This is a genomic window from Paenibacillus sp. FSL K6-1217, assembly GCF_045040735.1.
In the GTDB taxonomy this organism is placed as follows: domain Bacteria; phylum Bacillota; class Bacilli; order Paenibacillales; family Paenibacillaceae; genus Paenibacillus_AQ.
This window is the reverse complement of sequence record NZ_CP150271.1, coordinates 3,457,797-3,470,563: the sequence shown is the minus strand read 5'-3', so window position 1 is coordinate 3,470,563 and position 12,767 is coordinate 3,457,797. Positions and strand designations below refer to the sequence as shown.

The 12,767-nt window shown below is 55.9% G+C and carries 8 protein-coding genes; 7 read left to right on the top strand and 1 reads right to left on the bottom strand.

What is annotated here, in order from left to right; translation table 11 throughout:
- Positions 1 to 4: 4 nt before the first annotated feature.
- Positions 5 to 913 (top strand): AraC family transcriptional regulator, encoded by a 909-nt coding sequence (locus tag MHH28_RS15235; protein ID WP_405116302.1) that lies wholly within the window; start codon positions 5 to 7, stop codon positions 911 to 913.
- 22 nt (positions 914 to 935) lie between these two features.
- Here the strand turns inward: MHH28_RS15235 and MHH28_RS15230 are convergent, their stop codons facing one another.
- Entirely contained in the window at positions 936 to 1,802 is an 867-nt protein-coding gene (locus MHH28_RS15230; protein ID WP_405116300.1) for a helix-turn-helix domain-containing protein, read from the bottom strand.
- Positions 1,803 to 1,936: 134 nt separating this feature from the next.
- Here MHH28_RS15230 and MHH28_RS15225 point away from each other — a divergent pair, with 134 nt between their 5' ends.
- The 6 genes from MHH28_RS15225 (at position 1,937) to MHH28_RS15200 (ending at position 12,656) form a co-directional block, all read left to right on the top strand.
- Complete coding sequence (locus tag MHH28_RS15225) at positions 1,937 to 2,683, top strand: SGNH/GDSL hydrolase family protein (protein WP_405116298.1); 747 nt, start codon at positions 1,937 to 1,939, stop codon at positions 2,681 to 2,683.
- 33 nt (positions 2,684 to 2,716) lie between these two features.
- Complete coding sequence (locus tag MHH28_RS15220) at positions 2,717 to 5,026, top strand: helix-turn-helix domain-containing protein (protein WP_405116296.1); 2,310 nt, start codon at positions 2,717 to 2,719, stop codon at positions 5,024 to 5,026.
- A 249-nt stretch (positions 5,027 to 5,275) separates the two neighbouring features.
- Positions 5,276 to 6,262, top strand: coding sequence for an ABC transporter permease (locus MHH28_RS15215; RefSeq protein ID WP_405116294.1), 987 nt, complete (start codon positions 5,276 to 5,278; stop codon positions 6,260 to 6,262).
- A gap of 16 nt (positions 6,263 to 6,278) precedes the next feature.
- Positions 6,279 to 7,163 carry a carbohydrate ABC transporter permease gene (locus MHH28_RS15210; RefSeq protein WP_405116291.1) on the top strand — a complete coding sequence of 295 codons (885 nt, stop codon included), beginning with the start codon at positions 6,279 to 6,281 and terminating at the stop codon, positions 7,161 to 7,163.
- A 38-nt stretch (positions 7,164 to 7,201) separates the two neighbouring features.
- Positions 7,202 to 8,752, top strand: coding sequence for an ABC transporter substrate-binding protein (locus MHH28_RS15205; RefSeq protein WP_405116290.1), 1,551 nt, complete (start codon positions 7,202 to 7,204; stop codon positions 8,750 to 8,752).
- Positions 8,753 to 8,888: 136 nt separating this feature from the next.
- Complete coding sequence (locus tag MHH28_RS15200; RefSeq protein WP_405116288.1) at positions 8,889 to 12,656, top strand: Ig-like domain-containing protein; 3,768 nt, start codon at positions 8,889 to 8,891, stop codon at positions 12,654 to 12,656.
- The last annotated feature ends 111 nt before the right edge of the window (positions 12,657 to 12,767 follow it).

The window sequence follows — 12,767 nt, the reverse complement described above, 5'->3', positions numbered from 1 at the left end:
CAGCATGCTATGCCTGGAGTTTCCAATTCCGCCGCTGCCGCAGTTTGTCACGGTAGGACATGCCGTCTGGTCACCGGGGGACCGGCATTTCGCCCGCACCTTCGGTGTATATGATCTGCTGCTGGTCAAGCGGGGAACGCTCTATATGATGGAGGAAGGCAAGGAATATGCAGTAGGGCCGGGAATGCTGCTGGTGCTGGAGGCCGGATTGCCGCATGAGGGGTACCGTGCCTGCGAGGAGGATACGGAGATCTACTGGGTGCATTTCATTCATGAAGCTGAACCGGCGTATATCCGGCGCGGGGATATCCCCTGGTCTTCACTGCTGGCCAAGGGAACGGTGGAGGATGAGGAGCCTTCCGTGCAGCAGCGGTTGTATCTGCCGAAGTTCGCTGCCGTTGATCTGGAGAGACTGGAGCCGATCCTGCAGGAGATGAACGAGATTCATAATCGGCTCAGCGCAGAGAATGCCATGCGGCTTCATCTGCTGCTCGCCGGACTGCTGGCGGCGCTTCAGGAGGAATGTGAGCGGACGGATCAGCCGGAGCCCGCGGTCCGGCTGGCCCGGGCAGCCGCTGCTTATCTGGCGGTTCATTGGCGGGAGCCGTTTCATCTGGCGGGACTTGCGGAGGAGCTGCATTTCCAGGCTGATTATATTACCAGATGCATGAAGCAGCATATCGGCACCACGCCGCTGCAATATGTACTGCATCTGCGTCTGGAAGAAGCGAAGAAGCTGCTGGGGGGTACGGTGCTGGGCATCTCGGAAATTGCCGAACGGGTAGGCATTCAGGACCCTAACTATATGACCCGGCTGTTCAGCGCCAGGTTCGGTGTGACTCCGGGAGCCTACCGGCAGCGGCTGCGCCAGCGGGATGAGGCTGCTGCTGTGACCGGTCCCGGGGAGAACTGAGCGTCTCCCCCCGGGACAGCGGTCAGGAGCCGAGCATCCGTTCACGGTATTGGCTGGGGGTACAGTTAAATACCTTGCGGAACTGGCGGGAGTAATAATTCTGGTCATGGAAGCCGCTGTCCATCGCCACCTGCGAGATGCTCAGGCCCGGGCTGCGGAGCAGGGTGCAGGAATAATCCAGCCGCTTGCGGATGACATAATCCATAGGGGTGGTATGGTAGTTGCGGGTAAATACCCGCAGGAACTGGCGGGTGGACATATAAGCCCGTTCCGCCATCGATTGCAGCGTGATGGGCTGCAGGAAATGCTCTTCGATATAGGTAACGGTCTCCCCGATCCGCAGTGCCTTGTTATCCTCATGACTGCTGCTGTTCTGATAATAGCGGGAGAGCATGCCTACCAGAGCAGTGAAATAGGTACGGATCATCAGCCGGTAGCCCTCGGGCTGCCGGTCATGCTCCTCCAGGATCTGATCAAGCAGCCGCGTAGCTTCCCGGAGCTGTCCCTCTTCAAGAGAGAGCATGCCTTTGAAATACATTTCCTTCCGGTAGAACGGCTCAATGTAGAATAAGGCCTGGAAGCCGGGCAAGAGCCTGAGTTCGGACTGCTGGAGCAGCTGTTCCGGCTGGAACATCACATTTACGTATTCGATCCCGTCAACATTCTTGTAGCCGTGGGAGACGTTGCTGTGGATTAGAAAAACCTGTCCGGCCTTAACCGGCACCTCCCTCCCTTCAATGATGTGGATGGCGTGTCCCGACAGAATAACGACGAGTTCCGAGAAATCATGGCTGTGGACGTAGTAATCATGGGTCAGCGGGCATTTCTGGATTCTAAAGGTAAAACCGGGCTCAAGGCCGATATCCCGCGCTAGGATTTTGGTGGTCATGGCCATATTATGCTAAAGAAGGTCGGGATCGTCAAGGCGCAAAGGCGCGGGCGGCGCTACCATTAGGGTGGCGGGTGTACCGGCTTGGGTGCGGCCGGGCAGTGAGACCTGCGTCAAGGTCAGGAGGGCAAAGAATGCGGAATATACTTAAGGATAGAATTACACTGAATAACGGAAATCCCCGGATACTGTTCCTCGGGGACAGCATTACAGCTGACGGACAATATATCAGGTTGATCCGGGAATGGCTGAACACACACCGGCCGGAGTGGAACGCCGAGCTGATATCATCCGGAGTGCCCAGCGAGACGGTCTCGGGTCTGAGCGAAGCGGCGCATCCCTATCCGCGCCCTTGCGTGCATGAGCGGCTGGCAAGAGAGCTTGCGGAAGCTGTCCCCGATGTGGTGATAGCCTGCTATGGCATGAATGATGGGATCTATCATCCCTTCTCGGAAGAGCGGTTCGCCGCTTATCAGGCGGGTATGCTCTCGCTCAGCAGGGAGATCCGTGAAGCCGGAGCCGGGGTGGTGCTTATGACGCCGCCGCCGTTCGATGCCCTGTCCATGAAGGGGGAGCTGCGGACTGCGGATGCGGCGGACTTCAGTTATCTTGCGCCATACCGCGATTACGATCAGGTGCTGGAGCGTTATGCAGGCTGGCTATTGTCGGGGGGCTGCCCTGCGGACTGCGTGATCGATCTGCGTACACCGCTGCTGGAGCTTATCCGGCATGAGCGCTCGCAGAACGCTGCTTACAGATATGGCGACGGTATCCATCCGGATGCCCCGGGGCACCGGGTGATTGCGTGTACTCTGCTCCGGGAGTTGTCCGGTGCAGAGCCGGAGATGCGGATTGACAAGCAATTTGGCGCGGGATTATAGTTAGGACACCCTAAGAGCCGGGAGAGAGATCACATGAATGTACTGCAGACGATCCGTTCGCGCAAATACTTGCAGCGGATTCTACTCAGCTTTATGCTTGTTGTCGCCATACTGGCTGTGGCTTCGCTGTTCGTGAACTCAGGTGCCCGCAGTAAGGTGCTCAGCCTCCAGAATGAAGCGGACCGCAAGCTGCTGACCCAGATCAATTACAACATCGAGAACATGAACGGGATTGTAAAAGATCTGGCAGTCTCCCTGTACAATGACGAGGAGCTGCTGGCGCTGAAATCCGGTGCGGATTACAGGCAGAGCATCCTCAAGATTGAGCGGCTGAATCATACGGTCGCAGCTTCCCCGTACCTGCATGCGGCCGTCTTTTATAATGGGGCCCAGCACCGGTTCTTCTCGTCGCTTAATCATGAGATTAACAATAGTCTTCTGTACAGTGCCCTCCAGGAGTATATGGATTCCCGGGCAGACCTGCCGAAGCTGCAGCTGATTCCGCTGGACCTGGACGGAAAGGGCGGGCGGATTGATGTCTTCGCCTTCTTCCTGTATGACGGGGATACCCTGGGTTCCATCAATGACAATGTGCTGATTCTGACGGTGAAGCCGGGATGGATGCTGGATAATATGAAAGCGCTTAACCAGGTGGCCGAGCGGCAGAATGATGTGTTATTCGTGACAGATACCGACGGTGAGGTGCTGATCGCAACCGGCGGACAATTGCCTGCCGGGCTTAACCTGAAGGGAGAGCTGCTGCCGCGGATCAGCGCTTCGGGCATGCCGCTGGATTCCTTCAACTATACGCATGACGGCAGGAAGTATAAGGTGACTTATCTGAGCAAAGCCCTGAACAACTGGCAGATTGTCAGCATGCAGGATTATGATGTGGTGCTGGGCAGCGTCCGGCAGATGAAATGGACAGAGATTGCGGTCACGTTGTCCGTTGTTCTGCTCGCTGTGCTGTTGTCCGTGTTCTTCGCGGTGCGGCTGTATAAGCCGGTAGGCCAGCTGCTGACTCTGGTTCCCGGCGATGTGCGGGGCGCGCCACAGGCCAAGGATGAGCTGTCACTGATTGCGGCCAACCTCACGGAGATGATCAGCAAGCTAAAGGGGCTGGAGCTGGAGCGGGCCTCGCAGTCCAATATTGCCAAGCTCTATCAGCTCCGCAGCCTGATCGCTTCAAGCCACAGCCTGGATGAACAATCCTTCCTGCAGCTTAAGGAGCAGCACGGCATTGATATTGCCCATCCGTCCCTGCTTCGTCTGGCACTGGTACAGATCGACAATCTGCAGGGACTTGCGGCGGAGCCGGGACTGCCGATGGAATCACTGCTGTACTTCGCCATCTCCAATATCGGACAGGAATTATTGCGCACGCAGGGGTCCTGTGAAGCTGCGGATATGAAGAGCGGCCATCTGGTCTTCATAGTCAGCAGCGGGGCCGGGACCCTTACGAAGCTGGATGAGCACTTCCGGGAGCTTCAGCAGACAATAGGCAACTATTATCATATTACCTTTACGGTGACGCTAAGCGAGGTCTTCACGGACTACCGCAGTATCACCGCGCATTACAATCTGGCGCAGCGCCACTCCAATTACCGGATGATCTACGGCAAAGCGGCGGTGCTTGAGCCTGAGATGCTCCGGGCGAATGAAGAGAATGAAGCGCTGCGCATTCCGCAGGAGCTGGAACGGCAGCTGACGGAGGGACTGAAGGGCGGGGATCTGGCCGAGACCGAGCAGACGATCCGCAAATGGAGAGCGCTGCTTGGCGGCTTCAGCTACGAGAATATGTATTCGGCGGTGCTTCACCTGGCTGTGACCCTGAGCCAGACGCTGGCCGAGATGAACAGCCTGAGTGTCCATCCGGTCTCGCTTAACCTGCAGGCGATCAACCGCCGGATCCTGGAGAAGGAGACGCTGGATGAGATGGAGACGGTCCTGCTGGAGGTGATGCGGGAAGTCGCCGAGCAGCGCCGGAGCGGGCGCGAGGACAAGAACCGGCTGCTGGCAGAGACGGTGAAGGAGATTATTGACAAGCATTACGCCGATCCTGACCTCAATGTGCAGCGGATTGCCGATATGCTCAAGATGAGTCCGGTCTATCTGGGTCAGGTGTTCAAGGCGCAGGAAGGCACGGGCGTGGTGGATCAGATCAATACCACCCGGCTGGCCAGAGCCAAGGAATATCTGGAGCAAAAGGACTTCACCGTGACAGAGATTATGGAGAAGGTCGGCTTCGGGAACGAGAGTTATTTCTACCGTCTGTTCAAGCGGCGTTATGGCATCACACCGAAGGAGTACCGCCTGAAGTCAGCCATTGACCGCAGCAAATAATTCCGCATCCCCATACGTAAGGCAGAGTCCGCTGCATGAGCGCTGTTCATGTAGCGGGCTTTTTGCTGCGCCGCGAATGAGTCTGCCCCCGTGCAAGCAGGAATCTGGCAACTATACAGCCCGCCGTTACAGCATTCTTGCAATTGTACAGTAACGCGGCGGCCTGATTCTGCGCTATGTTAGTCGTGCAAAGCCTGGGACACAGGCACACAGCTGCAGCTAAGGAAGGAAAGGAAGGGGCTTAAGGTTATGTTGAATAAGGTTCCGCTGGCGGAACAACAAGCAAGCTCAGGGGCGCCGCCGGCTACGCGCAAGAAATCCTGGATCGGCAGGGAGCTGGCCCATTTCAAAAGCAACCGGGAGCTGTTCCTGCTCTCATTGCCGGGACTGCTGTACAAATTGATTTTCGCGTATATCCCCATGATCGGTCTGATTATTGCCTTCAAGAATTACAGGTATGATCTCGGGATCTTCGGCAGCAAATGGGTCGGGCTGGATAACTTCCGTTATTTGTTCACTACGGACACGGCGTGGCGGATTACCCGGAATACCGTCCTGTACAACACCGCTTATATTCTGATCGGCACCTCGGCAGCGCTGCTGCTGGCTATTCTGATGAATGAGATCAAGGCCAAGTGGAGCAAGTTCTATCAGACGGCCTTGTTCCTGCCGCATTTCCTGTCATGGGTGCTTGTGGGTTATGTGGCCTACGCCTTCTTGAACCACTCGGACGGCTTCATCAACCGCACGCTGGAATCCTTCGGGCTGAATCCGGTGAGCTGGTATCAGAATCCCGGACCGTGGCCGGTCATTCTGATTCTGGTTCAATTGTGGAAAGTGGTGGGGTTCAACACGCTGATTTATTTTGCCGGCATTATTGGCATTAACAGTGAATATTACGAGGCGGCGCGGATTGACGGGGCAACCAAGCGGCAGATGGCCTTCAAAATCACCATCCCGCTGATGGCTCCGATCATCATTATTATGCTGATTCTGTCGATCGGCAATATGTTCCGCGGGGATTTCGGCCTGCATTATTTCATCCCGAATAACTCCGGTTTTCTCTATGGCTCTACAGATATCATTGATACTTATGTATATCGTGCGCTGCGTGAGGTCGGCAATGTGAGCATGTCTGCGGCTACTGGCTTTTACCAGTCGGTTGTAGGTCTGGTGCTGGTGCTGACGGCCAACGGAATTGTGCGCAAGGTCGATCCCGATAATTCCCTGTGGTAAGGAGGTGCCCTTAAGCATGGGCAAAAAATTCGAAATTTCCAAGCTGTTTATTAATCTGCTGTTCATTGTGCTGTCGCTGGTGGTGATCCTGCCGTTCCTGCTGGTCATCGTGGTCTCGCTGACGGATGAGAAGTCGCTGACCGAGAACGGGTACCAGTTCATTCCTTCATCCTTCAGTCTGGATGCCTACCGCTATCTGCTGGACGCTCCCGACATTCTGCTCCGGGCTTATGGAGTAACGTTCACGGTGACGATTGTCGGCGCGCTTGCCGGATTGCTGCTGACCGCGATGACCGCCTACGTCATTTCAAGGCAGGATTACCGGTATAACCGGGCGACGACCTTCTATGTATTTTTCACCATGCTGTTCAGCGGGGGGCTCGTTCCCTCCTACATTCTCATTACGCAATACCTGCATCTGAAGGATAGCCTGCTGGCGCTGATTCTGCCGATTCTCTTGTCGCCGTTCAACATTATGGTCATGAAGGGCTTCATGTCCAAGATTCCGCTGGAGATCATTGAATCGGCCAAAATCGACGGAGCGCGGGAATTCCGCATTTTCTTCCGGATCATCCTGCCGCTCTCGACACCTGCCCTGGCTACACTGGGTCTGCTGATCTCCTTCACCTACTGGAACGAATGGTTCAACGCGATGCTCTATATTGATGATCCGAATAAAGTGCCGCTGCAGCTCCTGCTGGTGCGGACGCTCAACAGCATTGAGTTTCTCACGACGAACTCCGAATTTACCGGGCAGCTTGGCATTGACCTGAGCAGCTTCCCGAACAGCTCCGCGCGGATGGCTATTGCCGTACTGGCCGGCGGACCAATGTTGGTCATCTTCCCGTTTTTTCAGCGGTTTTTCGTCAAAGGGCTTACGGTTGGCTCCCTAAAGGGTTAACATACAATTACATGTACTAAGTACAGGAGGTCACTCACATGAAAAAAGGGCTGGTTGGCGTATTGGCATCCGTAATGCTGCTTGCATCCGTGCTGTCAGGCTGCGGAGGGAACAATAACGGCGGCAATGGCAATGCTGCTACGGGTACGGAAGGAAGCGGAACGGGGGCTGCGCAGAGCGCGGCACCGGAATCCGGGAAGGACGGCGAGCTGAAGCCGGTCGAACTGACCTGGTATTATCCGCTGTCGCAGCTGCAGGCAGACCAGGATAAGGTGCAGGAGGAAGTGAACAAGATTACGAAGGCGAAGATCAACGCCACCGTGAAGCTGATGCCTGTAGCAATCGGGGACTATGTGCAGAAGATGAACACCGTGCTTGCGGCAGGCGAGAAATTCGACATTCTCTGGACCGGTTATATGCTGAAGCCGGAGGAACTGGTGCGCAAGGGAGCGATTCAGCCGATGGATAAGCTGCTTGACGAGTATGCGCCGGAGCTGAAGAAGGATGTGCCGCAGGTGATGTGGGATGGCCTCTCGGTGGACGGGGAGATCTACGGTATTCCGAACCAGCAGATCAACGGCTCCCGGTATGGCTTCATCATCCAGAAGCGCTTCGCTGACAAGTACAAACTTGATACCGCTTCCATCAAAAAAATAGCGGACATCGAGCCGTTCCTGGCCCAGATTAAGCAGAACGAGAAGGATATCATTCCGTTTGGCGTATTCGGCACTTCCTTCATCAATCCGCAGTCGCATGACGACAAGTACTGGGTAGTTCCGGGTCTGGATGACCATTTCTATATTAAGACAGATGATCCTTCGTATACGCTCCAGCGGTACCCGGAAGAAGAACTGGACAATTTCCGGCTGGCCAGCAAGTGGTATAAGGATGGCTATATTTACAAGGATGCCGCTACCGAAAAAGCGAATGATTACCTCGCCAAAGGGCAGATTGCCGTCGATTTCAACGTGACGCTGAAGCCGGGCGTTGAGGCTGAGGTGAAGGCCAAAAACGGCGGTAACGATGTAATCACCGTTCCGCTCAGCGACTGGTTCTCCAATGGTTATTCGGCCACAACCAACCAATCGATCAGCCGTACGGCCCCTAATCCGGAGCGCGCGATGATGTTCCTGAATCTGGTGAATACCGACAAGGAGCTGTACAATCTGCTCTGTAACGGGATTGCCGGTGAGCATTATGATAAGGCAGACGGGGAGTACATCAAGGCCAAAGCGGATTCCCGTTACCTGCCTAATATGGACTGGGTGTTCGGCAGCGTATTCAACTCGTATCTGAAGGAAGGTCAGCCGGAGAATGTCTGGGAAGAGACCAAGAAGATCAATTCCGGTTCCGAGGTGAATCCGGTTGGTGCCTTCAAGTTCAATTCCGAGCCGGTGAATACCGAAATCGCCAACCTGAACGCCGTGTGGGGAGAATACAAACGGGGGCTGGTTACCGGTACGCTTGATTTTGATGAAACCTGGCCTGCGCTCTATGGCAAGCTGAAGGAAGCCGGCGAAGAGAAATACGTGGCGGAAGTCACCAAACAATTCGAACAATTCCTGAAGGATAAAGGTCTGAAGAAGTAAGGCGTAAGGTGTAAGGACACAGAATAGATCTGCACGGCTGAGGAGAACCGGAGAAACCTGCTGCTCATGGGGGGCTTCGCCAGACTGAAGTTGGCGTAAGCCCCTACATCCCACGTTGAAAGGAAGAGGAGCCTTGGTGAAAAAACGTTTGCTTGCGGCACTTGCAGCCAGTCTGTTGTTGATCCCCTCTCTGCCGTTTGAAGCCCCTGCATATGCGGAGGGAGGAACGTCCGGGACGGCCTTTTATGTGGCCAATAATGGAAGCGATTCCAATGCTGGGACGCTAAATGCCCCGTTCCAGACGCTTGAGAAGGCGCGCGATACGATTCGTACGCTGAAGACGGAGGAAGGACTGCCGGACGGCGGAGTCACCGTGTATCTGCGGGAAGGAAGGTATGAGCGGACCTCCAGCTTCGAGCTGCGTGAACAGGACTCCGGCGAAGCCGACAAGCCCATCACGTATACGGCTTATCCGGGAGAGGAGGTCACGCTGTCCGGCTCCCGCCAACTCGCCAAGTCAGCCTTCGTTCCGGTTACCGACACGGCCATTCTCAGCCGGATCATCAGCCCGGAGGCGCGAACGAAGGTGCTGGCCGCCGATCTGGGAGCGCTCGGCATTACCGATTACGGCCAGCTCAGCCGACACGGCTATTATCTGGCCAATGATCTGAGCGAGGTGCCGCCGATGGAGCTGTACGTGGCCGGGCAGGGCATGACACTGGCCCGCTGGCCGAATGAAGGCACGGTCCAGATGGATGAGATTCTTGATCCCGGCCCGACCCGGAAGGACCCGAACGGCGAAGTGCATACGCGCGGGGGAACCTTCACCTACACGTATGACCGTCCCCAGTACTGGACGCAGGCGGACGACATCTGGCTGGACGGCATCTTCGGCTACAGCTGGGAATGGTCGTACAACAAGATTGCTTCCATTGATACAGCTGCCAAAAGCATCACCCTCCGCTACGGAGAGATGAGCGGGATCTTCAAGAACTGGTACCCGGATTTCCACTTCGCGCAGAATCTGCTGGAGGAAATTGATATGCCCGGCGAATATTATATTGACCGCCAGGCCGGGAAGCTGTATTTTCTGCCGAACGCGGAATTTACTGCCGGGAACCCGGATATTGAAGTCACGATGCTGAAGAGTCCGATGATCAACGCCTTGAACGCCTCGTACATCGACTTCTCGGAGCTGGTGCTGGAGAACGGCCGCGATTCCGCAGCGGTGTTCATGGGCGGCAAGCAAATGCGTATTCTGAACAGCGAGATCCGCAATTTCACCAACAGCGGGGTGCTGGTCAATACCCAGAGCCGGTTCTATTACAATAATTTCGAAGGGGCACCGGGAACGGATCACGCCATTGTCAGCACGCATATTCATCATATCGGCGGCACCGCCGTCACGCTGACGGGAGGCAACAAAACAACGCTTGCCCCGGGAAACAACAGGGTGGAGAATTCGCATATTCACGATTTTGCCTACTATCACAAAGCCTATAATCCCGGGGTGCTGCTGTCCGGCGTGGGTAACCGCATGTCGCATAATGAGCTGCATGATGCGCCGCATCCCGGCGTGCTGATCTTCGGCAATGATCATACCGTGGAATATAACGAGATCTATGATGTATGCACGACCTTCTCGGACCTCGGCGCGATCTATATGAACGCGGGGGAACAGCCCCATGAGCGGGGTACGGTGATCAGGCGCAATTATTTCCATAACATCGGGGAGAGCAAAGCGGGCGTAGAAGGTGTATACCCGGACAATTTCACGATGGGTCTGACGATCGACGAGAATATCTTTTACAAGATGGGCAATTCGGCTATTAAAAATAACGGCGGCGCCCATATCCTGACCCGCAACAATATCTTCATTGACAGCAAAATTCCGTATGACTATGCGGATATGTTCCTCGGCGATGAGCCGGATGATCAGGTGCCGCTGAATTACATGCCGAAGTGGCAGGCCTTGTTCGCAGCGAACAATAATTTCACCGGAACTCCTTATCTGACGAAGTATCCCGAGCTGGCGGATTTCTTCACGGAGAACCGTTATTATCCTGATACGAATACGTTCCAGGGCAATGTTATCTATAACCCGTCCCTTCCGCGCAGTGTAACAACCAATGTGTACGGGGCCTATGACAAGTTCGGGCTGGTCCAGTATGCGAATAACTGGGTAACCGCAGGAGATCCCGGGTTCACCGATCTGGCGGGAGGCGATCTGTCGCTGCGGCCGGATGCGGATGTCTTCGATGTCATTCCCGGATTCCCCGACATTCCGTTCGCCGAGATCGGCGTTGCAGGTAAGGCTGGCACGACAGCCGGTGCGGACAGCTATCCTGTGCAGGGCGTGAGTGTCTATGACAGCGAGATTAACGTAGACCGCTGGAAAACGGTGAAGCTTCGCACGGCGGTCCTCCCCTGGAACGCGGACAATCCGGCCTTGACCTTCACTTCGGCTGATCCCGGGGTGGCGGCTGTCGATGGTGCAGGAACCGTCACCGGCCGGTCGGTAGGCAGCACGGTGATCACGGTGGCTTCAGCGGAGAATCCGCTCCTGAGCGCCACGGTCACGGTTCATGTACAGGCAGGCGACGGAGTGATGGACTTCACGGACTTTGAATCCGGCGCGAACGGCTGGCTGCAGGATGCCAACCGCAGCATCGAGAAGATCGGCACGAACCGCTGGTACAAGATCCTGAACGGGGCCTCGGCGCTCAGCCCCAAATCCTTCTCGGACTATGAGCTCAGCTTCAAGCTGAAGACCCCGGAGGTAATGGGGGATAATGCCACCTTCTATATCTTCGACCGTCAGGCCGGCAGCGGCTCCAGCCGGATCGGCTATAGGACCCGGGCGGACGGAAGCTCAGCCTGGCTGCTGTATAATTCAGCCTGGACGGTGCTGAAGGAAGTCAAGCTGCCGGGCCATGACCTGCAGCCGAATACGGAGTACAGTGTCAAAATGCTGGTGAAGGGCGGCGATATCAGTGTCTACCTGGATGGAGCATTCCGGTTGAAGGGCAATGATCCGGGACACAATGCGGAAGGGAAAGTCGGCTTCTATGTCAGCAATGTCAGCCAGATGCACTTCGATGACATTCAGTTCAGGGAGCTGACGACAACGCTGGCCGGGATTATTCCGGCAGAGAATAACGTGCGTCTGGCCGCAGGTGAAGATAAGGCGTTACAGGTAGCCTTCGACCCTGCGGATACGCCGGATACAGGCCTGACCTGGGAGTCGGCTAACCCGGCGGTCGCTACAGTGAACAGTACGGGTGTGGTGCATGCCGTATACGAGGGGCAGACGGTCATCTCGGCTGTGTCAACGGTGAATCCGCTGATTAAGGCGGATATTACAGTCACCGTCTCGAATATTATGCATGAGACCAACTTCGAGAACGGAGGCAACGGCTGGCCGGTGGACCCGAACCGCAGCATTGCCGCTGATTCGGACGGCAACCGCCGTTATAAGCTGCTGAACGGCGCAAGCGGCCTGCTGGACCGCAGCTTCACCTCCTATCAGCTTGACTTCAAGCTGAAGACACCAGCCGTGATGCCGGATAACGGCATTCTGTATATCTTCGACCGCCAGGACAGCAGCGGCTCGACCCGGATCGGGTACCGGACCCGGGCAGACGGATCTTCCTCCTGGATTCTGTATGATACAGCGTGGCAGAAGCTTACCGAGAGTGTGCTTCCGGGGCATGACCTGCTGCCAGATACGGAATATGCGGTCAAGGTAACGGCGAAGAACGGGGATATCGCTGTATCCGTTGACGGTGCGCCAAGGCTCTCCGGCACCGATCCGGGCCACCGCCCGTCCGGCAAGGTCGGCTTTTACACCAGCGGCTTCGCTTACATGCTGTTCGACGACATTACCTTCTCGGTTCTGCCGTAAGGGGAACGGGTTTCAATTCATCTCCACACTAAATACAAAAAAACAGCGATTCTCCTGGTCATTGGAGTATCGCTGTTTTGCGTGTTTGGGCCAGGGCAGTAAGGGGTTGTA

Bases quoted from the DNA above. Each gene is read 5' to 3' on its own strand.
- MHH28_RS15235 (WP_405116302.1), top strand. From the start codon at position 5: ATGCTATGCCTGGAGTTTCCAATTCCGCCGCTGCCGCAGTTTGTCACG.
- MHH28_RS15220 (WP_405116296.1), top strand. From the start codon at position 2,717: ATGAATGTACTGCAGACGATCCGTTCGCGCAAATACTTGCAGCGGATT.
- MHH28_RS15225 (WP_405116298.1), top strand. From the start codon at position 1,937: ATGCGGAATATACTTAAGGATAGAATTACACTGAATAACGGAAATCCC.
- MHH28_RS15210 (WP_405116291.1), top strand. From the start codon at position 6,279: ATGGGCAAAAAATTCGAAATTTCCAAGCTGTTTATTAATCTGCTGTTC.
- MHH28_RS15215 (WP_405116294.1), top strand. From the start codon at position 5,276: ATGTTGAATAAGGTTCCGCTGGCGGAACAACAAGCAAGCTCAGGGGCG.
- MHH28_RS15205 (WP_405116290.1), top strand. From the start codon at position 7,202: ATGAAAAAAGGGCTGGTTGGCGTATTGGCATCCGTAATGCTGCTTGCA.
- MHH28_RS15230 (WP_405116300.1), bottom strand. From the start codon at position 1,802: ATGACCACCAAAATCCTAGCGCGGGATATCGGCCTTGAGCCCGGTTTT.